This is a genomic window from Pseudomonas maumuensis (genome assembly GCF_019139675.1).
Taxonomy (GTDB): Bacteria; Pseudomonadota; Gammaproteobacteria; order Pseudomonadales; family Pseudomonadaceae; genus Aquipseudomonas; species Aquipseudomonas maumuensis.
Window position 1 is genome coordinate 3,119,251 of the sequence record NZ_CP077077.1, and the last position, 19,739, is coordinate 3,138,989.

A 19,739-nucleotide genomic window follows, 5' to 3' on the forward strand; every position below is an offset into this window, starting at 1 on the left:
AAGTCGCAGGGTTTAATTGAACGTTTGAATAAAGAAAAATCCGAACACGCCGACACAGTCGGCAGCATCAAACCTATTACAAGGGATTTTCCCCATGCCTTTGCTGCGACAACTCTCCATCCAATGGAAGATCACCCTGCTGGCGGGCCTGTGCCTGGCGGCGATCGTCACCCTCCTCGTCGGCCTTTCGCTGTACCGCATGGACCACAGTTCGGACCTGGTCAAAGCCAGCAGCATGCGCATGCTTTCCGACTCGGCGCAGTCGCGCATCGAGTCCCAGGGCGAGGTCCAGGCACTGAACATCCGCCGTCAGTTCATGGACGCCTACCAGTACGGCGCCGGTTTCGCCCGTCAGGTGCTGTTCCTGCGCGAACAGGCGGAAAAACGCTTCCTCGACGCCTACGACCTGCGCCAGGACATGACCGCCCAGGTGCGTGCCGCGCTGCAGGCCAACCCCGACCTGCTCGGCCTGTCGCTGGTGTTCGAACCGGGCGCGCTGGATGGCAAGGACAAGCTGTTCGCCGGCCAGAGCGAACTGGGCAGCAACGAGACCGGGCGCTTCGCCCTGTACTGGTCGCAGCCGCGGGTCGGCCAGCTGACCTCGATGGCGCTGCCCGAGCACGACATGGCCAACACCGAGATCGGTCCCAGTGGCCAGCCGGCCAACACCTGGTGGGTGTGCCCGCGCAGCACTGGCACGGTGTGCGTGGTCGAGCCGTACTTCTATGACATCGACGGCCAGCGGGTGCTGATGACCAGCATCGTCTTCCCGCTCAAGGCCGGCGACAAGGTCATCGCCACCCTGTCCATCGACATCAACCTCAACAGCCTGCAGGCGTTGAGCCAGACCGCCAGCCGCAGCCTCTACGAGGGCCAGACCACGGTCGGCATCCTCAGCCCGGTGGGCCTGCTGGCCGGCTACAGCGCCGACGCCGGCAAGCTGGCCCAGCGCTTCGACCAGGTCGACCGGACCCAGGGCGCGGAACTGGTGCGCAAGCTCGCCGAAGGCAAATTGCAGATCCTCCACGATCAGCAGCGCCTGAAAGTGCTGGCCGCCTTCGAGCCGATCCCCGGCGGCAAGCCCTGGGGCGTGCTGCTGGACGTGCCGGAAAGTGCCCTGACCGGGCCGGCCGAGGCGCTCAAGGTTGAACTCGACGCCCTCAACACCAGCGGCACCCTGCTCGAACTGGGCCTGGGCCTGGCCGCCGCCATCGCCGGCCTGCTGCTGGTGTGGCTGATGGCTCGCGGCGTGACCCGGCCGATCCTTGGCGTGGCCACCATGCTCAAGGACATCGCCAGCGGCGAAGGCGACCTGACCCGCCGCCTGCAATACGACAAGCAGGACGAGCTGGGCGAGCTGGCCGGTTGGTTCAACCGCTTCCTCGACAAGCTGCAGCCGACCATCGCCGAGGTCAAGCGCTCGGTCCAGGCCGCCCGCGGCACCGCCGACCAGTCCGCGGCCATCGCCGCCGAAACCAGCGCCGGCATGGAGCAGCAGTACCGCCAGGTCGACCAGGTGGCCACCGCCTCCCACGAGATGAGCGCCACCGCCCAGGACGTCGCCCGCAGCGCGGCTCAGGCCGCCCAGGCCGCACGTGAAGCCGACCAGGCCACCCGCGAAGGTCTGGCGGTGATCGACCGCACCACCACCAGCATCGACACCCTAGCCGCCGACATGAGTGGTGCCATGGCCCAGGTCGAAGGCCTGGCGCGCAACAGCGAGAAGATCGGCTCGGTGCTCGAGGTGATCCGCTCCATCGCCGAGCAGACTAACCTGCTGGCGCTCAATGCCGCGATCGAAGCGGCCCGTGCCGGCGAGGCTGGCCGCGGCTTTGCCGTGGTCGCCGACGAAGTGCGCAACCTGGCGCGCCGCACCCAGGAGTCGGTGGAAGAAACCCGCCAGGTGATCGAGGCCCTGCAGGCCGGCACCCAGGAAGTGGTCGGCGCCATGGACAGCAGCCATCGCCAGGCCCAGGGTGGCGTCGAGCAGGTCGGCCAGGCCGTTACCGCGCTGCAGCGGATCGGCCAGGCGGTGACGGTGATCACCGACATGAACCTGCAGATCGCCAGTGCCGCCGAGGAACAGAGCGCGGTGGCCGAGGAGATCAACAGCAACGTCGCCACCATCCGTGATGTCACCGAGTCGCTGTCCGGCCAGGCCAACGAGTCGGCGCGGGTCAGCCAATCGCTCAACAGCCTGGCCAACCAGCAGCAAGGGTTGATGGACCAGTTCCGGGTGTAAGCCCCTGGCGGGCGCCGCGCCCGCCTCGGGTTCAGCCGGCGAGGCTGGCGAACCGCCCGCCGCCCAGGAGCCGATCGAGCATCGCCAAGGCGGCCTGCACGTTCGGCCTGGCGCCCATCGGCAACACATCGCTCAGCGCAAGGGTCGCATCCTGGTAGCCGCTGGCCATCACCAGCAGGTGCATCTGCTTGGCATCCAGGTACACATGGTGCCGTTCGATGGCGTAGGACTGGATCAGCCCCAAGGCCCCGGTGACCAGCGGCGTTGCGGAGGAAGTACCCGAGTAACTGTCGGTATAGTCGCGGTCGTTGCCGGACTTGTCCTGAAGGGCGCCATAGGACAGGGTCGTAACGCTATCGCCCCAGCTGTTCAGCATGCGGTAACGATAGCTGTGGTTGGAGTACTGGTGCGGCTTGCCGTCCCAAGAGTGGCAGGCACCCACCAGGATGGCATCGGCGTCGCCATGATCGCTGAAGTACCGCCACTGGGACAGGTCGAGACCATAGCCGGCGACAGTGCCCTCGGTCGCCAACGTGCTGCCGCTGCCGTTGCCTGCCGCCACCAGTACCACCGCGCCGCGGCGGCTCAACTGGTCGATGACCTCCCACCAGACCTTGTCATGCACTGCAGGCAGGACCGTGCTCGGGATATCGACATTCGCCGTCTGCCGGTTGATGCCGACGATGTCACCCGGTTGGACCTGACGCAACAGCGCCTTGAGCGTCTCCTCGCCCAACCCACCACCGGCCCGATTGTCGTAAAGGTAGAGCTCGCCGTCATGGCAGATGCCGGTGACGCCCAGGCCGTTGCGCAAGGCCAGCAGAATGCCGCTGGAGGCCGTGCCGTGGGCGGGATTGTCGTTGGGCTGCGCGGTGACCACCCGCAGGCGTGGGTTGCCGCGCAAGTCCTCATGGTTGGCATACAAGCCGCCATCGCTGAAGTGGATCCGCGCTCCCTTGCCAGTCACTTGCCGGTGCCAGGCCTCGCGGATGTTCATGCCTCGCCAGCGCGGTGGGCTCGGCGGATCGAGGTAGTTTTGCCTGGGCTCGAAATCCGGGGTCGGCTTGGCTTGCTCGTTCGCCCGGTTGCCGGCCACCACCGCAGCCCCCGTCAACAACGTCGCCAAAAGCGCCGACAGGCCGAAGATGACCACTCCTTCCTGACGCGGCTCACCGATGAACTGCAGGGACTCGACATACGCCAAAGCCGCCAGGGTCTGGAGCAGGGAGAGGTATGTCGCGTTGCGCATCTGTGCGGGTTGCTCGAGTTGGTAGAAGCGCCCGAGCACGGCCAGGCGCTGGTCGGTCTGCTCCTGCGCCGCCAGCAAGGGTTGCGGATCGATCATCGACCTCAGCTGCGGCCACTGGCGCACAAGCTCGGAACCACTCTGGGGTTGCAGGTCGGCGACGAACCGGTCGAAGCCGCCTGCCGCGAACTGGATCAGCAGCGTGGGGTAAGGCGTGCCCTCGGCCCGTGGGACAAAGGGTTCAAGCAGCTGGGCGTGAGGGTCGTCGACACACGGCATGGCGCTTGCGAATCGACCCTGCGCTTCGACCAACGCGCGGCGGCCACGCCGCCCAGCCGATGCCAAGGGCAGCTTGTCCAACACGCTTCTGTCCAGGTCGCCTTCGTCAACCCGAAGGGACAACGGCGCCATGTCGATCACCCCCGCCATGCCAATCGGACGCCCCATGGCAATGGCATGTACGTCCTGCAGTACGACGCGCGGCCTGATCTGATAGCGGCCCAGCGTTTCCCGGGTAACGAACGTGGCTGGACAACCGTGATCCTCCAGCTTTCCACTGTGGGCCTGGGCGTAAACCGAGATACCTTCGAGCGGTGTGACGCGCCCTTCATCGACGCGCTCCAGCTCATAGCGAATGCGATCGACCTTGCCCAGATCCTCGCCACTGCAACGCACATGGAATTTTCCGTCGAAGCGAAAGCTCCGGTAGTACACGAAATGCAGGTCCAGCGTCATGGCAGGCTCCTTTCAAGATGAACTGACCGCCTCCATGGCGGCCCGTCAGTCTTGCCTTTGGTAGCCGACACAGGCAGCCAGAACGCCTTCCAAGGGACGCCGGGGGACTCGTCTACACTGTCCCGGACCCACGGACCGGCAATCGAAGAGAACCCGATGAAGAAAATTCCTACCCTGCTGGCCGGGCTGCTCCTCGCCTTCGGCCTGGCCAGCACTGACTCCGCCGCTGCGCAACCATCATCCCCCATCCACTTCGGCGCCATCGGCTGGGAAAGCGGCGCACTGACCACCGAAATCCTGCGTCTGATCGTCGAACGCGGCTATGGCTACCCCACCGACACCCTCCCCGGCAGCACCGTGAGCATGGAGGTGGCTCTGGCGCGCAACGACCTGCAGGTGATCGCCGAGGAATGGGCCGGACGCAGCCCCGCCTGGGTCAAGGCCGAGCAGGCCGGCCAGGTGTTCGCCCTGGGCGATACGGTGAAGAACGCCGAGGAAGGCTGGTGGGTGCCGGCCTACGTGATCAAGGGCGATCCCGCACGCAACCTCAAGCCCTTGGCCCCAGACCTGCGCAGCGTCGACGATCTCAAGCGCTACCCCCAGGTATTCGACGACCCCGAGGTGCCCGGCAAGGGCCGCTTCCTCAACAGCCCCAGCGGCTGGACGTCCGAGACCGTCAACAGCCAGAAGCTCAAGGCCTATGGCCTGGACGGCCTGTACAACAACTTCCGCAGCGGCACCGGCGCGGCCCTCGACGCCGAGATCGCCGCCAAGATCAAACTCGGCAAGCCCGTGCTGTTCTACTACTGGAGCCCGACCCCGCTGATGGGCCGCTACGACCTGATACGCCTCGAAGAACCCCCGTTCGATGCGGCCGCCTGGGCCACCCTCACCGATGCCGCCAACCCCAGCCCCAAAGGCAGCCGTTCGTTGCCGGCCAAGCTCTCCATCGGGGTGTCGAAAGCGTTTCGTGACGCCCACCCGGAACTGGTCGCCGTGTTCGAGAAAGTCGACCTGCCCATCGATACCCTGAACAAGGCACTCGCCCACATGAGCGAAACCCGGCAAAAACCCCGCGACGCGGCGATCGCCTTCCTGCGTGACAACCCTGCACTGTGGAAGGCCTGGCTGCCCGCCGAAAACGCCGCCAAGGTCGAGGCCGGCCTGTGAGCGGTGGCTTCCCCGAAGCCCTGCAATTCTCCTTCGCCGCCTGGGTCAACCGCCTGGTCGACTGGCTGGTCCTGCACTATGGCGATCACCTGCGCAGCGTCTCCGAGCAGCTGCTGCAACTGCTGGTAGGCCTGGAAAACCTGCTGCGCCTGCTGCCCTGGTGGTTGCTGCTGGCGCTGGTTGGCCTGCTGGCCTGGCACGCCAGCCGCAGCCTGGGCCGGGCCCTGCTGTTGCCGCTGCTGCTGGCGCTGATCGGCATGCTCGGGTTGTGGGACAAGCTGCTGCAGACCCTCGCCCTGGTACTGGTGAGTACCGGCCTGTGCGTGCTGATCGGCGTGCCGCTGGGCATCCTGCTGGCCACCCGGCCCCTGGCCCGGCGCCTGATCCTGCCGGTGCTCGACGTGATGCAGACGCTGCCGGCATTCGTCTACCTGATTCCGGTGCTGATGCTGTTCGGCCTGGGCAAGGTGCCGGCGGTGTTCGCCACGCTGATCTACGCCCTGCCGCCGCTGGTGCGCCTGACCGAGCTGGGCCTGGCGCAGATCGACCCGTCGCTGCTGCAGGCCGCCCACGGCCTGGGTGCCAGCCGCTGGCAGCGGCTGCGACGCATCGCCCTGCCGCTGGCGCTGCCAAGCATCATGGCCGGGCTCAACCAGTCGGTGATGATGGCGTTGTCGATGGTGGTGGTGGCGTCGATGATCGGCGCCCGTGGACTGGGCGAGGATGTCCTGGCCGGCATCCAGACCCTGAACGTCGGCCAGGGCGTCGAGGCGGGCCTAGCGATCGTCGCGCTGGCGATGGTGATCGACCGCATCAGTCAGGCCTATGGCCGCCCTGGGCGCTGAGGCCCAGCTTCGCGTATCGTACCTGGGCCCTGACAGCCACGAACCGGAGCCTGCCCCGCGTGTCCCTCAAAGCCCTGCGCACCTTGGTCACCATCGCCCGCCATGGCACCTTCGCCCGCGCCGCCGACCTGCTGAGCCTGACCCCGTCGGCGGTGAGCCTGCACATCAAGACTCTGGAAGACGAGCTGCAAGTCGCCCTGTTCGACCGCAGCCGTCGCCAGGTGGTGCTGACCGAGGCCGGCCAACTGGCGGTGGCCCGTGCCGAAGGCATCCTGGCTGCCTACGACGAACTGGCCGATACCCTGGCCAATGGACCGAGCCTGCGCGGTCGTCTGCGCATCGGCGCGATCCACACCGTGCTCGCCCGACGCCTGCCCAAGGCACTGGTGTGGATCAAGACGCACCATCCGCAGCTGCACGTGAGCGTGGTATCGGGGATGTCGGCGGAACTCGCGCGCCGCATCGAGGACGGCGAGCTGGATGCGGCGATCACCACCGAGCCGGTCAGCCCCTACCCCCGGAGCCTGCAGTACACAGCGCTGTTCGAGGACCGCTTCTGGGCCATCGCCAGCCCGGAACTGGCTGGCCAGAGCCTGCCGACGCTGCTTGCCAGCCAGCCGTTCCTGCGTTTCGACAAACGTGCCTGGGCCGGCCGCCAGATCGAACAGGAGTTGCGCCGCCAGCGCCTGCAAGTCAATGAGCAAATGGAGCTGGACAGCCAGGAGGCCTTGGCACGCATGGCCGCCATGGGGCTGGGCGTGGCGGTCATTCCCATGAGCGACGACGATCTGCAGCGCCTGCCTGCCGCGACCATACTGCCCTTCGGCGAACCGCAGCTGACCCGCTGCGTGGTGCTGCTGGAACATGAGAAGAGCCAGCGGCGGCACCTCAGTGCGGTGTTGAAGACCGCACTCGAGGCTTGAACCGCACGGTTTGCGTAGACGCCCCAGACAATGCATTTTTTCTCAACGGTCAAACAAGAAAACAACGTTTTTTCTGCTTACTGCCCTCCGCTAGGCTGTGCCGGTACCCCACCATGGACCACCCGCCATGCTCCACCTACTGCTCACCACCCTCGTCCCGATCATCCTGCTCATCGCCCTGGGCACCTGGCTACGGGTGCGTGGTTTTCTTGCCGAAACCTTCTGGCCCGGTGCCGAGCGCCTGAGCTACTACGTGCTGCTGCCGTCGCTGTTCCTGCACGGCCTGGCCACGGCCAACCTCGACGGTGTGCCAGTGCTGGGCATGGTCGCCGTGCTGATGCTCTCGACCCTGCTCGGCGCCCTGCTGCTAGTGCTCTACCAGGGCATCGCCAGCCATGACGGCAGTGACTTCACTTCGGTGTTCCAGGGTGGCGTGCGCTTCAACAACTACATCGGCGCCACCCTCGCCGCTGGCCTCTACGGCACTGCCGGCATCGCCTTGGCGGCGGTGGCCAACGCAGCCATCGTGCCGCTGGTCAACCTGCTCTGCGTGCTGGTGTTCGCCCGTTTCAGCGCACGCCACAGCTCGCCAGCCACGGTGCTCAAGGCGATCTTCGCCAACCCGTTGATCATCGGCTGCGCCGGTGGCCTGTTGCTGCGGGTAACCGGCCTGGGCCTGCCGGCTGGCCTCGAGCCGACGGTCAAAGCCTTGGGCCAGGCGGCGCTGCCCCTGGGCCTGCTGTGCGTCGGCGCGGCGCTGGGCGGCGCGCGCCTGGGCCAGCAGGCCAGGCCGGTGATGGCCGCCTCGCTGTTCAAGTTCCTGGTCATGCCGGTGGCCACCTGGGGCCTGTGCCGGCTGCTCGGGCTGGGTGGACAGGCGGCGGTGGTGGCGGTGCTGTTCCAGGCCTTGCCCACCGCTTCGTCGTCCTATGTGATGGCTCGACAGATGGGCGGCAACGCCCCGCTGATGGCCACCATCATCGCCTTGCAGACCGTCGTCGCCGCCGCGACCCTGCCCCTGGTGCTGAGCTTGACACTGAATTGAAGCCAAGCGACTAGACTGTGGACAGTCCTCTCGCGGAGTCTCGATCATGCGCCTTGCGTGGATGCTGTTCGGCCTGTCCCTGACCCTGCTCGCAGGCCCACTCCCCGCCGCCGACAGCCAGAAGGCCGCCGTTGCCGAAGACAAGGCCCAAGTGCTCGAGGAGAAAGTGGTCGAAGATGCCCCACCGCCTAGAAAACAGGAGACCCTGACCCCCGGTGAAGTCCAGGCCGTCGACCCGGCAGGCCAGGCGCCGATGGACGACAGCATCACCTGTCTGGCCCGCACCATCTACTGGGAAGCCAAGGGCGCCGACGCCGAGGACATGAGCGCGGTGGCCAGCGTGGTGCTCAATCGCTTGGGCCACGAAGGCTTCCCCGACAGCATCTGCGCGGTGGTCAAGCAGGGGGTGGAGAGCAAGAGCTGCCAGTTCTCCTGGTGGTGCGACGGACGCCCCGACCAGGTGGAAGAAGCGGAGCGTTACTCGGTGGCCAAGGAAATCGCCCGCAAGGCACTCAACCAGCAGCTCAAGGACCCCACCGGCGGCGCCCTGTATTTCCATGACCGCAGCGTCCGCCCCGACTGGGCCAAGGCCTACCGCAAGACGGCGCAGACCACGCATTTCCTGTTCTACAAACCGAACCAGGCCTTGGCCCGCTAGACATTAGAAACCGACCGTCGCCGATACCAGCCAGGTCCGTGGTGTCGACAAGGTCAGGCCCGTGGCGGTACCTTCCGGCACGTTGGCCGAAGCCCAATAGGCCTTGTCCAGCACGTTCTCCACGCTGGCGCGCAAAGTGACGGCCTTGCCGCCCAGCTGCAGCGCGTAGCGCGCCCCCAGGTCATAGCGCTGCCAAGCTTCGATCTTCTGCTGGTTGGCCGCATCCAGGTATTGATTGCCGGTGTGGATCATCCGGGCGCTGAGCGTCAGCCCGGCCACCGCCGGCAGGTCCCACTCCGCGCCCAGGTTGGCGTTGACGATCGGCGCGCCGATGGCCCGGTTGCCGTCGTTACGCCCACCAGCGGTGCGGGTCTGCTCGGCGTCCAGCAGCATCGCGCCTCCGAGCAGGCGCACGCCAGGCAGAGGTTCGCCGAACAGGTTCACCTCGAGCCCTTGGTTGCGTTGCTCGCCATCGCCCCGCAGGTTGTTCTGCGCATCGGTGTAATAGGCTGGCCTGTCGATACGGAACAGGCTGAGGGTGGTGCTGAACCGACCGGCATCATACTTGGCGCCCACCTCCACCTGTTTGCTGCGATAGGGCGCGAACACCTTGCCGGCATTGTTCGCCGTCTCGGGCGCCACCTGCCCCTGGGTCAACCCCTCCATGTAGTTCAGGTACAACGACAGCTGTTCGCTGCTGCGCCACACCAGCCCCAGCGCCGGCGAGGTGGCGCGTTCGTCGTAACGCTGATCGGGTTCCCCAGGCTCGGAACTGTCGACCTCGACCCGTTGCAGGCGGGCGCCGAGGGTAAGCAGCAGGCGGTCGTCGGCCAGGCTAAGCGTATCGGCCAGGGCCAGGCTGGAAAGCAGCGTCTCGGTATGGGTCGGGTTGTCCAGGGCAGTGGGCGTACCAGGCTGCGCCAAGGCCACCGGGGCGAACAGGTTGCTTACGCCACCGGCATAGCGCGCGCCACTGTTGTCGAAAGTCATGTCGAAGCGATTGAGGCTGATGTCCAGGGTATGGCCAACCGCGCCGGTATCGAACCAGCCCCGCGCCGCGACGGTGCCGGTCACCACCTCCTCCTCGCGCTGGAACGCCCGAGGGCTGACGCTGAAACGCCCGGTATCGTTGGTCACCTGCACGGCGTGGCGCAGAAAGTCGTAGTCGCCCTTGCGCGCGCCCAGCGCGCCATGGACCATCCAGTTGCCGCTGACATCGTATTCACCGCGCACCGCGCCGAAGGTGTCCTTGGCCCGCGAGTAGCTCCACGGCTGGGCGAAATTGTGGTGGATGGCCTTGGCATTCGGCACCTTGACCCCAGCGTTCAGGCCGACCCGCTCCATCGGTGCGTCGACATCGCGCTGCTGGTGGCCGACATCCAGCGACAGACGCAGGCGCTCGCCGCGCACATCGAAGCCCAGCACCGAGGCTTCGCGTTCCAGGCGCTGATGATCCCACTCGGTATCGCCGCCCTGGCGCACCGCGTTAAGGCGCAGACCGAAGCGCTGCCCTTCACCGAAACGTCGGCCAATATCGACATGCCCACCGCCCTGGCCAGCCGAGGCGTAAAGCGCGGTGAACTCGGTCAGCGGCGTCTCGCCCGCGCGCTTGGGCTCGATATTGACCCCACCGCCGACGCTACCATTGGGGGCCAGCCCGCCCAGCAGGGCACCAGGCCCCTTGAGAATATCGACCCGCTCGACCATTTCCATGTCGATCGAGTAGGTCGGCAGCACGCCATACAGGCCGCCGTAGGCGACATCGCTGTTGTACAGGCTGAAGCCGCGCACCGAGAACTGCTCGAAGCGCCCGGCGGACGGGTTGGTGGTGCGTACCGACGGGTCGTTGGCCACGGCATCGGCCAGGGTCCGGGCCTGCTGGTTCTGCAACAGCTCGCTGGTGTAGGAGGTGATATTGAAGGGCGTGTCCATGTAGTCACGCTCGCCCAGCAACCCCTGGCTGCCGCGCCGCGACACCTGGCCACCGGCGTAGGTGTCGCTGGCCGAGCCGATGCCCTGGCCATTGATCGTGGTGCTGGGCAGCTCATGGGCGTTGTCGCCCGGCGCCATCTCGCGCACCAGGGTGTAGCCGCCCTGCCCGGTCGGCACCAGTTGCAGGCCCGAACCCCGCAGCAATGCCATGAAGCCCTCTTCGACAGCGTACTCACCGGCAAGCCCATTGCTGCCGTGCCCGGCCAGCAGCGCCGGGTCGACCGACAGGCTGACCCCGGCCTGGCCGGCAAAGCGGGTCAGCGCGACGGCCAGGCTGCCAGCCGGCACCTGGTAACTGCGCCGCGGCGCATCGTCAGCCCAGGTCATCCCCGGCAAACCCAGGGCGAGTAACAGCGCAGGCGTGGACAAGGGGCGAATCAGAGGGTTCAGGGACATCCGCAATGCTCTTGTTGGAGGGTGATGCCCTGAATGACCGGTGAGCGGGGAAAAAGGGACAGCCGTCAGGCAGTATTTTCGCGCGGCGTCAGCGACACCCAGTAACGCGTGCGGTAATGCACCGCCAACGGCAGGCTCGCGGCCAGCAATGCAAGGATGCGGTCGGTGTCGTCAAGCTGGAAGGTGCCGGTCACCGCCAGACGCTCCAGTGCCGGGTCCCAGCGCAGCAAGCCCGGGCGATAGCGGCGAAGCTCACGCAGCAACTCGCCCAGCGGCTGGCTGTCGGCCAGCAGCAAGCCCTGCTGCCAGCCTGGCAACTGCGCATCGAACGCCTGTGCGGCACCGATGCCGGTGGCACCGAGCAGCGCACGCTGTCCGGCAGCGAGCCGCGCGCCTGAACCGGACACCGGTTGTAGGTCGACCTGGCCACGGCTGACCGAGACGGCACACCCCCGCTCGCCCAGGCGCACGCAGAAGCTCGCCCCTTTGGCACGCAACAGGCCATGCGGGGTCTGCACCAGCAGCGCCCCGACGCTGTCCACGGCTATCTCGCCAGCGACCAGTTGCACCTGTTGGCGGTCGCTACTGAAATCCAGATTCACCGCGCTGGCCGTATTCAACTGCAGGCGGCTGCCATCAGGTAACGTCAGGCCGCGACGCTCGCCGGTGGCGGTGCGCAGGTCGGCGCGCCAGCTATCCACCGGCAATTGCCGGTATCCCATCCACCCCAATGGAGCCAGGGTACACAGGGCGAGCGCATGCCCCAGCAGGCGACGGCGCTGCGGATCGGGGCGGTCGAGGCAAGCCGCCGCCAACGGTGCCGGCACCTCGTTGAAGCGTCGGCGCAGCGCCTCGGCCTTCTGCCACAGCGCCTCATGGGCAGCGCTGCGCTCACGCCAGCGACTCAGGTCGTCACGCTGCTCGGCGCTCAGTCCTCCGGCATCCTGCAAGGCCAGCCATAGCGCCGCCTCGCGAGCCAGTCGCCGCGCGGCATCATCGGTGTACGCGCTCACAGATCCACCAACAGGCAATGCTCGTAGGCCCTGACCATGTAGCGCTTGACCGTACGCTCACTGACCCGCAGGCGGGTGGCGATACTGGCATAGTCCAGGCCCTCCAGTTGCGACCAGAGAAACGCCCGACGCACTGGGCGCGGCAGGCCATCGAGCAGTTCATCGAGAGCCTGCAAGGTTTCAAGCAGCAGCCAACGCTGCTCCGGGGAGGGTGCCAGCGCCTCGGGCAACTGGCGCAGAGCCTCGAGATAGGCGTGTTCCAGGGCGCGTCGCTGATAGTGATTGACCAGCAGTCGACGACCGACGGTGAGCAGATACGCCCTCGGCTCGCGCAAGCAGGGCAAAGTCTGCGCCTGCTGCGCGGCCAGCACGCGCAGGAAAGTGTCCTGGGTAAGGTCGGCCGCCGACCACGTATCGCCCAGGCGTCGCTGGAGCCAACCATGCAGCCAGCTGCGATGTTCCTGGTAGAGAGCACTGAGTGAGGCTTCGGGTGCCGCGGTGGACTCGGTCATCAATGGCACGCTGATGCAGATGTAAATGAGACCGATTCTAATTGACTTGAACTTGCTGGCCAATACCGGCTGCCTGCTGGCAATCCGATCTTTTTCATACCGTGTCCTTTCGATGAGCCCTGGTTTAAGAATGCAGGCAGAACGCTTCCTCCTGCAGTTCGAGAGACTCTATCCGTCATCCATGCCGCGGGGCTTAAGGAAAAGCCCATTGCGTTGTCGCGAGGTACTCCACTGGCATGTAGGAAATCAGGTAGAACTACGAGGTGATCAGGCAGTGCTGTCAAAACCCGGCGCCGCGTCGGCGGCGCCTGATCTCAGGACTATCGCCTGACCCCCAGCATCCCGCGCTCGACGATGAAATCGATCACCGCCTGCAGCCCCTCGCCCTTCTTCAGGTTGCTGAAGGTCCATGGCCGCTCTGGGCGCATGCGTCGGGTGTCACGCTCCATCACCTCCAGCGACGCTCCCACATAGGGCGCGAGGTCGGTCTTGTTGATCACCAGGAAGTCCGACTTGGTGATGCCCGGCCCGCCCTTGCGCGGGATCTTCTCGCCCTCGGCGACATCGATCACATAGATGGTCAGGTCGGCCAATTCCGGGCTGAAGGTGGCGCTGAGATTGTCACCGCCACTCTCGACGAAGATCACCTCGAGGTTGCCGAACTGGCGCGCCAGCGCCTCGACGGCGGCCAGGTTCATCGAGGCATCCTCGCGGATCGCCGTGTGCGGGCAGCCGCCGGTCTCGACGCCGACGATACGCTCAGGCTCCAGGGCCCCGGCTTCGGTGAGGATGCGCTGGTCTTCCTTGGTGTAGATGTCGTTGGTCACCACGGCGATCTGGTAGTGATCACGCATGGCCTTGCACAGGGCTTCGAGCAGCGCGGTCTTGCCGGAGCCGACCGGGCCGCCGACGCCGACACGCAGGGGTTGCTGGTAGTTTTGCATCGTGGCAGTCCTCAGGAACGGAACAAACGGGTGTATTGGGTTTCATGGCGCGACGAAGCGATGGCCAGCAGCGGCAGGCCGCCGCCGAGCTGTTCGTCGTTCAGGGCCAAGGCATGATCGAGCACGGCAGGCAGTGCCTCGCCCAGGTCGCGCAGCAGGGTCTGGGCGGCCTGCTGGCCGAACGGCACCAGCTTCACCCCCGCCATCACCGCGCCTTCGAGCCAGGCGAAGCCATGGCCCAGGGCGAGCTGGCGCAGCGGAATCGACCAGTGCGCCCCGAGCCAGGCCATGCCACCCAGCTGGCTGAGCTCGAGGCTGGCGCGCCAGGCCGGCTCCTGCCCCAGTTGCCAGCCATCGAGCAGACGCGCCAGGGCGCTGCCGCGCTGGCGTTCCTCCAGGCGCAGTTCGGCGGTCTCGCGGTTGGCCAAAAGAAACTGGCTCCAGTGCGCGAAGGCGTCGGCATCGTCCGCCTGACAGGCCTTGTACAGACGCGCCAGCAACGGCCAGTCGAGGTAGCCGAGGGTGTCGTGCAACTGCTCGCGCTGCCAGGCAGCGAAGCCGTTGGCGTCCTTCACCCAACCGGCTTCCACAGCCCATTCCAGACCTTGCGAGTAGGTGAAGCCGCCTACCGGCAAACCGGGGCTTGCCAGTTGCAGCAAGCGCAGCAGCGCCAGATCGCTGTGCATCAGCCGGCCAGCACCAGCGCGGCGCCCGCTAGCAGGCCGCCGCCGAAAGCCTTCTGCAGGCCGGCATGGCGCCGCAGCAGGCAACCGACGCCAAAGCCCGCCGCCAGCAACAGGCCGCTGACCGTGACGAAACCGGCACTGAACTGCCAGAACGCGCTGGGGGTGGCTTCCACGCCATGGGCCCAACCGTGGAACAGGGCGAACACCGGCATGATCAGCGACAGCAGCAACTGACGGCTCGGCAGCAGCATGGCGGCGGCGGCCACCAGCAGCGAGCCGAGGATCATTTGCTCCATGCCCACCACATCGCCGAACAGATGGCCACACACCGCGCCGCCGAACATCGCCGCCAAGGTCGCCAATGGCAAGGTCAGGTTGCGCCGCGTGAGGGCGGCGAGTACACCGGTGCCGAGCAGCATCAGCAAGTGATCGAGGCCGGTCAGCGGGTGCAGCAGGCCATCCTGCAACGGGTTGCTGTCGTGGCCGGGATGGGCGAAGGCCGGCAAGGCCACCATCAGCAGTACCAGGGCGAAAGTCTTTTTCATTGTGGGCTCCAGGGTAAGGTCAGGAATGGGCTGGCAGGCGCACGAACGGATGGTCGTGGCCGTGGGAATGGCTATGAGCGGCACTCTGGTAGGCACCGGCCTCGGGCTCGAACGGCGCCTGTTCGGCTACCACCTCCAACCCCAGGCCACGCAGCATGTCGTCGAGCACATGGTCGTGCTGGAAGCGCAGCAGGCCCGGCTCGATCTGCAGCGGCACATGGCGGTTGCCCAGGTGGTAGGCGGCGCGGGCCAGCAGGTGCGGGTCGGCGCAGCGCACGGTCGAGACCGCCTCGGGCGCGGCGAACACGCGAATGACCTGTTGGCCATCGGCATCGGCCAGCAGTTCGCCGCCGCGCAGCAGATGGCCGCGCTCGAGCATCAGCCCGGCTTCGCGGCCATCGTCGAGGGTGACGCGCAGGCGGCTCTTGATGCGGCTGTCGACATCGAGGGTGACGGTGCCGGTGATGGCTTCGGACTCAGTGATCCGGCGGGTCAGGACAATCATGTTCGCTCCTTCAAAACAGGAAATAACGCTGCGCCAGCGGCAACTCGTGCGCCGGCTCGCACACCAGCAGCTCGCCGTCGGCGCGTACCTGGTAGGTCTGCGCGTCGACTTCGATCAGCGGTTGCAGGGAGTTGAGGAGCATGTCGGCCTTGCGTACCCGCCGACAGCCGTGGGCCACGCCGATCAGGCTCTGCAGTTTCAGCTCCTCGGGCAGGCCGCGGTCCAGTGCAGCCTGGGGCAGGAAGGTCATGCGCGTGGCATGCCGGGCCGCGCCCAGGGCGCCGAACATCGCCCGGTAATGCACCGGTTGCGGGGTCGGGATCGAGCCATTGATATCGCCCATCGGCGCCGTGGCGATCATCCCGCCCTTGAGTACCAGCGCCGGCTTGACCGCGAAGAACGCCGGGGCCCACAGCACCAAGTCGGCCAGCTTGCCCACCTCCACCGAGCCGACCTCGTGGGCAATGCCGTGGGTCAGCGCCGGGTTGATGGTGTACTTGGCGATGTAGCGCTTGACCCGGAAGTTGTCGCTGTAGCTGCTGTCCGGGGCCAGCGGGCCACGGCGCAGCTTCATCTGGTGCGCCACCTGCCAGGTGCGCAGCACCACCTCGCCGACCCGGCCCATGGCCTGGGAGTCGGACGAGGTCATGGCGAAGGCGCCCATGTCGTGGAGGATGTCCTCGGCGGCGATGGTCTCGCGGCGGATGCGCGATTCGGCGAAGGCGACGTCCTCGGCGATACTCGGATCCAGGTGGTGGCAGACCATGAGCATGTCCAGGTGCTCGTCCACCGTGTTCACGGTGTAGGGCAGCGTCGGGTTGGTCGAGGACGGCAGCACGTTGGCCTGGCCCGCAGCGCGGATGATGTCCGGCGCGTGGCCGCCGCCCGCCCCTTCGGTGTGGAAGGTGTGGATGGTGCGCTCGCCGATGGCGGCCAGGGTGTCCTCGATGCAGCCCGACTCGTTGAGGGTGTCGGTATGGATCGCCACCTGGATGTCCATTTCCTCGGCCACGCCCAGGCAACAGTCGATGGCGGCCGGCGTCGAGCCCCAGTCCTCGTGCAGCTTGAGGCCCACGGCGCCAGCGGCGATCTGCTCGCGCAGGGCTTCGGGCCGCGAGGCATTGCCCTTGCCCAGCAGGCCGATGTTGATCGGCAGGCAGTCGGCGGCCTGGAGCATGCGCGCCAGGTACCAGGGCCCAGGGGTGCAGGTGGTGGCGTTGGTGCCGGTGGCCGGGCCGGTGCCGCCGCCGATGAAGGTGGTCACGCCGCTGGTCAGCGCCTCTTCCACCTGCTGCGGGCAGATGAAGTGGATATGCGAGTCGATGCCGCCGGCGGTGACGATCTTGCCTTCGGCGGCGATCACCTCGGTGCCCGGCCCCACCGGTACCGTGACACCGGGCTGCACATCGGGGTTGCCGGCCTTGCCGATGGCGGCGATACGGCCATGCTTGACGCCGATATCAGCCTTGACGATGCCCCAGTGGTCGATGATCAGCGCATTGGTCAGCACCAGGTCCATGGCCTCGGCGGCGAGCATCTGACCCTGGCCCATGCCATCGCGGATTACCTTGCCGCCACCGAACTTGACCTCCTCGCCGTAGATCGTGAAGTCCTTTTCCACCTCCACCCACAGTGCGGTGTCGGCCAGGCGCACGCGGTCACCGACGGTAGGCCCGAACATGTCGGCGTAGGCCTGGCGGGAAATGCGGCTCATGCCCTGCCCTCCAATACGCCCATCACCTTGCCCTGAAAGCCGTACACCTCGCGCTTGCCGGCGTAGGCCACCAGTTGCACGGTGCGCGCTTGTCCTGGCTCGAAGCGCACTGCGGTGCCGGCCGGGATGTCCAGGCGATAGCCGCGGGTCGGCTCGCGCTCGAACACCAGGGCGTCGTTGACTTCGTAAAAGTGGTAGTGCGAGCCCACTTGCACCGGGCGGTCACCATGGTTAGCCACGCTGACGCTGACGCTCTGGCGGCCGACATTGAGCTCGATGTCGCCTGCGGCGACCTGGACTTCTCCGGGGATCATGCCGGCCTCCTCAAACGATGGGTTCATGCACGGTCACCAGCTTGGTACCGTCGGGGAAGGTCGCTTCGACCTGGACGTCGTGCAGCATTTCCGGCACACCGGCCATCACCTGCTCGCGCACAAGCACCTCGCGGCCCAAGCTCATCAGCTCAGCCACCGTGCGGCCATCGCGGGCACCTTCGAGCACCGCGGCGCTGATCAGCGCCACCGCCTCCGGGTAGTTCAGTTTCAGGCCACGGGCCAGGCGCCGCTCGGCCAGCAAGGCGGCGGTGAACAGCAGCAGTTTGTCTTTCTCTCGCGGGGTCAGCTCCATGGCGGCTCTCTCAGGTGGCCCAGATGCGCGGCGGGCACGGCGCCAGGCCAAGCACGGCCGGGCGCAGCAGGTGCCAGAGGCGCTGCAGATTGCGTTGCAGGTGTTGGTTGTCGTGGTCGAGCAGGCGGATCACCAGCAGTGGGCCGAGCAGCGTCGCGCCGGCTGGAGTGTCGAGTTCGTCGAGAATCTGGCGCACCCGCTCCAGCACCGCCTGATCTGCGGGTACTGCGCAGAAGGTGGCGAGCAACGGGTGCTCGGCCACCTTGCCCAGTAGCCCGCCCTCGATGCGCAGGCGCTCGTGCAGGCCCGGTTCGCCGGGCAGTTCGATGCGCAGGCGGCTGTCCAGCGCGCCCTCCTCGAAGCGCTCGTTCATCACCGGACGGCCCAGGCACAGCGTCTCCCAGGCCAGCAGGCGCGCGCCGGGCTCGAGGCTGAAACGGCTGTCGAGGCAGGCCCGGGCGCCGTTGAAAAAGATGCTGTCCTGGGGCAGCCATTCCAGGGTGCTGCCGGCGGCGAGGTGAAAGCGCTGGGCGAGCCGCGCGGTGGGGCCGATGCTGCGGTAGAACTTGCTCGCGCCGGGCATGGTCAGCAAGGCATGGCTGCCGGGCTCGAGGTGGACATCCAGTTCGAGGCGGTCACCGGCGACGATGCCTCCAGGCGGGTGCAGCACATAGACATGGCATGGCGCCCCTTCCGGATAGAACGGTCGCTGCACCAAAAGAGGTCCGACATGACGCCGCGCACCAAGGCGGGTCACGCCCTCGCGCTGGACGAAGCGCAACTGCAGGTGGGCGCTCCAGCCCGGGTCTGCCTGCGGTGGGTCGATCTGCTGCGCCAACGACATCCTCAAACCCCTGAAATCCATGGCCTGACGGCCGTATGAGGGCCCTGCGCCGGGCGCTTGCAGGCGCGCCGGGCTGACCACTCGATCAATATTCGCTGGAGGGATATAGCAGGGAGCGGGCCAACTGCGCAGATGAACGATGATGAAACTTTCGGACCGTCAGTCATGTCGCGAGGCTGCGGGCCAGAGCGGTTGCTTCCCGACGCGCGATTCAAGTGCCTGCCGGCGTGGCGAAGTGCGCTAAAGTGACCGCCCTGCCCCTTTTCGAGCCAAGGACGCCCCCATGCAATTCGCCCCCGCCATTCCGATCCTGCGGATCTTCTCGGTCGACAAGGCCCGGGAGTTCTACCTTGATTTCCTGGGTTTCCAGCTCGACTGGGAACACCGCTTCGCCCCAGACCTGCCGCTGTACATGCAGATCCACCGCGACGGGCTGATCCTGCACCTGTCCGAGCATCACGGCGACGCCACGCCGGGCTCGGCGGTATTCGCCCGGGTCGAGGATCTCAAGGCGCTGGAGCGCGAACTACTGGCTAAGCGCTACGGCTACGCCCGCCCGCAGGCCGAGGCGGTCGACTGGGGCCTGGAGATGCAGGTGTCCGACCCGTTCGGCAACCGCCTGCGCTTCTGCCAGCAGATCGACAACGTCTGATGGCCAGCGGCAAGCGTGCCCTGGCGCGCCTGGAGCGGGAGATGGTCGCCTGCCTGACCGACGCCTGCGCCACCGCCCAGGGCGAGATCGTCGGTTTCGCCTGGCTCACCCACCAGGTGGACCTCGACGACTTCCCCGCCAGCCTGCGCATCACCTGGGTGTTCACCGACGATACCGACAAGGCCCGCGCGCTGGCCGGCGCGGACAAGGCGCGGATGATCGCGCTGACGGCCCAGGCACTGAGCGCCGCAGGCATCGCGCTGGACCATGTCGCTCGGCATGTGCGCTTCGACAGCGAAGAGGCTTGCTGGCGCGATCATGGCGGCGATTGGAATCGGCGCTTGCGCTGAAACGCGTGACCCACTCCTACAGATCTCCTGCACATCTCCTACAGTTCCCGATCCGCGCCGGATGTATTAAGGTGGCGGGGTGCGCATATAAAAGC

At 66.8% G+C, this 19,739-nt stretch carries 20 protein-coding genes and 1 pseudogene; 9 read left to right on the forward strand and 12 right to left on the reverse strand.

Annotated elements, in window-relative coordinates; translation table 11 throughout:
• Window positions 1–418: 418 nt before the first annotated feature.
• Window positions 419–1,384 (forward strand): annotated as a pseudogene (locus KSS90_RS25900) (methyl-accepting chemotaxis protein); the annotation flags it as partial.
• 102 nt (window positions 1,385–1,486) lie between these two features.
• Window positions 1,487–2,242 (forward strand): methyl-accepting chemotaxis protein, encoded by a 756-nt coding sequence (locus KSS90_RS25905; protein WP_371041468.1) that lies wholly within the window; start codon window positions 1,487–1,489, stop codon window positions 2,240–2,242.
• Window positions 2,243–2,273: 31 nt separating this feature from the next.
• Here KSS90_RS25905 and KSS90_RS14010 read toward each other — a convergent pair whose 3' ends face one another.
• Window positions 2,274–4,223: a S8 family serine peptidase gene (locus tag KSS90_RS14010; RefSeq protein WP_217866033.1), complete on the reverse strand. Its 1,950-nt coding sequence runs from the start codon at window positions 4,221–4,223 to the stop codon at window positions 2,274–2,276.
• A gap of 156 nt (window positions 4,224–4,379) precedes the next feature.
• On the opposite strand from KSS90_RS14010, the gene KSS90_RS14015 reads away from it, so the two are divergent.
• The 5 genes from KSS90_RS14015 to KSS90_RS14035 all read left to right on the forward strand — a co-directional run bounded on the left by KSS90_RS14015 (window position 4,380) and on the right by KSS90_RS14035 (window position 8,864).
• Window positions 4,380–5,393, forward strand: a complete 1,014-nt coding sequence (locus KSS90_RS14015; RefSeq protein ID WP_217866034.1) for an ABC transporter substrate-binding protein — start codon at window positions 4,380–4,382, stop codon at window positions 5,391–5,393.
• Window positions 5,390–6,238 (forward strand): ABC transporter permease, encoded by an 849-nt coding sequence (locus KSS90_RS14020; RefSeq protein WP_217866035.1) that lies wholly within the window; start codon window positions 5,390–5,392, stop codon window positions 6,236–6,238. The genes KSS90_RS14015 and KSS90_RS14020 overlap by 4 nt, the downstream gene beginning before the upstream one ends.
• A 59-nt stretch (window positions 6,239–6,297) precedes the next feature.
• Window positions 6,298–7,161 carry a LysR family transcriptional regulator gene (locus KSS90_RS14025; RefSeq protein ID WP_217866036.1) on the forward strand — a complete coding sequence of 288 codons (864 nt, stop codon included), beginning with the start codon at window positions 6,298–6,300 and terminating at the stop codon, window positions 7,159–7,161.
• Window positions 7,162–7,288: 127 nt separating this feature from the next.
• The gene (locus KSS90_RS14030; RefSeq protein ID WP_217866037.1) at window positions 7,289–8,206 is read left to right on the forward strand and encodes an AEC family transporter; all 918 of its coding nucleotides are present in this window, start codon (window positions 7,289–7,291) and stop codon (window positions 8,204–8,206) included.
• Window positions 8,207–8,252: 46 nt separating this feature from the next.
• On the forward strand, window positions 8,253–8,864 hold the full coding sequence (locus KSS90_RS14035; protein ID WP_217866038.1) for a cell wall hydrolase: 612 nt from the start codon (window positions 8,253–8,255) through the stop codon (window positions 8,862–8,864).
• Between the two features lie 3 nt (window positions 8,865–8,867).
• Here KSS90_RS14035 and KSS90_RS14040 read toward each other — a convergent pair whose 3' ends face one another.
• From KSS90_RS14040 to KSS90_RS14090, 11 genes are all read right to left on the reverse strand, one after another.
• A complete protein-coding gene (locus KSS90_RS14040; protein ID WP_217866039.1) occupies window positions 8,868–11,252 on the reverse strand; it encodes a TonB-dependent receptor in 2,385 nt (794 codons plus the stop codon).
• Between the two features lie 65 nt (window positions 11,253–11,317).
• On the reverse strand, window positions 11,318–12,265 hold the full coding sequence (locus tag KSS90_RS14045) for a FecR domain-containing protein (protein WP_217866040.1): 948 nt from the start codon (window positions 12,263–12,265) through the stop codon (window positions 11,318–11,320).
• On the reverse strand, window positions 12,262–12,777 hold the full coding sequence (locus tag KSS90_RS14050; RefSeq protein ID WP_217866041.1) for a sigma-70 family RNA polymerase sigma factor: 516 nt from the start codon (window positions 12,775–12,777) through the stop codon (window positions 12,262–12,264). The genes KSS90_RS14045 and KSS90_RS14050 overlap by 4 nt, the downstream gene beginning before the upstream one ends.
• A 320-nt stretch (window positions 12,778–13,097) precedes the next feature.
• Complete coding sequence (gene ureG / locus KSS90_RS14055) at window positions 13,098–13,721, reverse strand: urease accessory protein UreG (protein WP_217866042.1); 624 nt, start codon at window positions 13,719–13,721, stop codon at window positions 13,098–13,100.
• Between the two features lie 11 nt (window positions 13,722–13,732).
• Window positions 13,733–14,407 (reverse strand): urease accessory protein UreF, encoded by a 675-nt coding sequence (locus tag KSS90_RS14060; RefSeq protein WP_217866043.1) that lies wholly within the window; start codon window positions 14,405–14,407, stop codon window positions 13,733–13,735.
• Window positions 14,407–14,952, reverse strand: a complete 546-nt coding sequence (locus KSS90_RS14065) for a HupE/UreJ family protein (RefSeq protein ID WP_110699368.1) — start codon at window positions 14,950–14,952, stop codon at window positions 14,407–14,409. Before KSS90_RS14065 ends, KSS90_RS14060 begins: the two co-directional genes overlap by 1 nt.
• Window positions 14,953–14,971: 19 nt before the next feature.
• Window positions 14,972–15,457 carry an urease accessory protein UreE gene (gene ureE, locus KSS90_RS14070; protein ID WP_217866044.1) on the reverse strand — a complete coding sequence of 162 codons (486 nt, stop codon included), beginning with the start codon at window positions 15,455–15,457 and terminating at the stop codon, window positions 14,972–14,974.
• 10 nt (window positions 15,458–15,467) lie between these two features.
• A complete protein-coding gene (gene ureC / locus KSS90_RS14075) occupies window positions 15,468–17,171 on the reverse strand; it encodes an urease subunit alpha (RefSeq protein WP_217866045.1) in 1,704 nt (567 codons plus the stop codon).
• Window positions 17,168–17,485: an urease subunit beta gene (locus KSS90_RS14080; protein ID WP_217869792.1), complete on the reverse strand. Its 318-nt coding sequence runs from the start codon at window positions 17,483–17,485 to the stop codon at window positions 17,168–17,170. Before KSS90_RS14080 ends, ureC begins: the two co-directional genes overlap by 4 nt.
• A 10-nt stretch (window positions 17,486–17,495) precedes the next feature.
• On the reverse strand, window positions 17,496–17,798 hold the full coding sequence (locus KSS90_RS14085; protein WP_038706005.1) for an urease subunit gamma: 303 nt from the start codon (window positions 17,796–17,798) through the stop codon (window positions 17,496–17,498).
• 10 nt (window positions 17,799–17,808) lie between these two features.
• A complete protein-coding gene (locus KSS90_RS14090) occupies window positions 17,809–18,642 on the reverse strand; it encodes an urease accessory protein UreD (RefSeq protein WP_217866046.1) in 834 nt (277 codons plus the stop codon).
• Window positions 18,643–18,925: 283 nt separating this feature from the next.
• On the opposite strand from KSS90_RS14090, the gene KSS90_RS14095 reads away from it, so the two are divergent.
• Together KSS90_RS14095 and KSS90_RS14100 are read left to right on the forward strand one after the other, a co-directional pair.
• Window positions 18,926–19,294, forward strand: coding sequence for a glyoxalase superfamily protein (locus KSS90_RS14095; RefSeq protein WP_217866047.1), 369 nt, complete (start codon window positions 18,926–18,928; stop codon window positions 19,292–19,294).
• On the forward strand, window positions 19,291–19,644 hold the full coding sequence (locus tag KSS90_RS14100; protein WP_217869793.1) for a hypothetical protein: 354 nt from the start codon (window positions 19,291–19,293) through the stop codon (window positions 19,642–19,644). The genes KSS90_RS14095 and KSS90_RS14100 overlap by 4 nt, the downstream gene beginning before the upstream one ends.
• The last annotated feature ends 95 nt before the right edge of the window (window positions 19,645–19,739 follow it).

Excerpts from the sequence above, each read along its gene's own strand:
- KSS90_RS25905 (WP_371041468.1), top strand. The coding sequence starts at position 1,487 with ATGGAGCAGCAGTACCGCCAGGTCGACCAGGTGGCCACCGCCTCCCAC.
- KSS90_RS14010 (WP_217866033.1), bottom strand. The coding sequence starts at position 4,223 with ATGACGCTGGACCTGCATTTCGTGTACTACCGGAGCTTTCGCTTCGAC.
- KSS90_RS14015 (WP_217866034.1), top strand. The coding sequence starts at position 4,380 with ATGAAGAAAATTCCTACCCTGCTGGCCGGGCTGCTCCTCGCCTTCGGC.
- KSS90_RS14030 (WP_217866037.1), top strand. The coding sequence starts at position 7,289 with ATGCTCCACCTACTGCTCACCACCCTCGTCCCGATCATCCTGCTCATC.
- KSS90_RS14035 (WP_217866038.1), top strand. The coding sequence starts at position 8,253 with ATGCGCCTTGCGTGGATGCTGTTCGGCCTGTCCCTGACCCTGCTCGCA.
- KSS90_RS14040 (WP_217866039.1), bottom strand. The coding sequence starts at position 11,252 with ATGTCCCTGAACCCTCTGATTCGCCCCTTGTCCACGCCTGCGCTGTTA.
- KSS90_RS14050 (WP_217866041.1), bottom strand. The coding sequence starts at position 12,777 with ATGACCGAGTCCACCGCGGCACCCGAAGCCTCACTCAGTGCTCTCTAC.
- ureG (WP_217866042.1), bottom strand. The coding sequence starts at position 13,721 with ATGCAAAACTACCAGCAACCCCTGCGTGTCGGCGTCGGCGGCCCGGTC.
- KSS90_RS14060 (WP_217866043.1), bottom strand. The coding sequence starts at position 14,407 with ATGCACAGCGATCTGGCGCTGCTGCGCTTGCTGCAACTGGCAAGCCCC.
- KSS90_RS14065 (WP_110699368.1), bottom strand. The coding sequence starts at position 14,952 with ATGAAAAAGACTTTCGCCCTGGTACTGCTGATGGTGGCCTTGCCGGCC.
- ureE (WP_217866044.1), bottom strand. The coding sequence starts at position 15,457 with ATGATTGTCCTGACCCGCCGGATCACTGAGTCCGAAGCCATCACCGGC.
- ureC (WP_217866045.1), bottom strand. The coding sequence starts at position 17,171 with ATGAGCCGCATTTCCCGCCAGGCCTACGCCGACATGTTCGGGCCTACC.
- KSS90_RS14080 (WP_217869792.1), bottom strand. The coding sequence starts at position 17,485 with ATGATCCCCGGAGAAGTCCAGGTCGCCGCAGGCGACATCGAGCTCAAT.
- KSS90_RS14085 (WP_038706005.1), bottom strand. The coding sequence starts at position 17,798 with ATGGAGCTGACCCCGCGAGAGAAAGACAAACTGCTGCTGTTCACCGCC.
- KSS90_RS14090 (WP_217866046.1), bottom strand. The coding sequence starts at position 18,642 with ATGTCGTTGGCGCAGCAGATCGACCCACCGCAGGCAGACCCGGGCTGG.
- KSS90_RS14095 (WP_217866047.1), top strand. The coding sequence starts at position 18,926 with ATGCAATTCGCCCCCGCCATTCCGATCCTGCGGATCTTCTCGGTCGAC.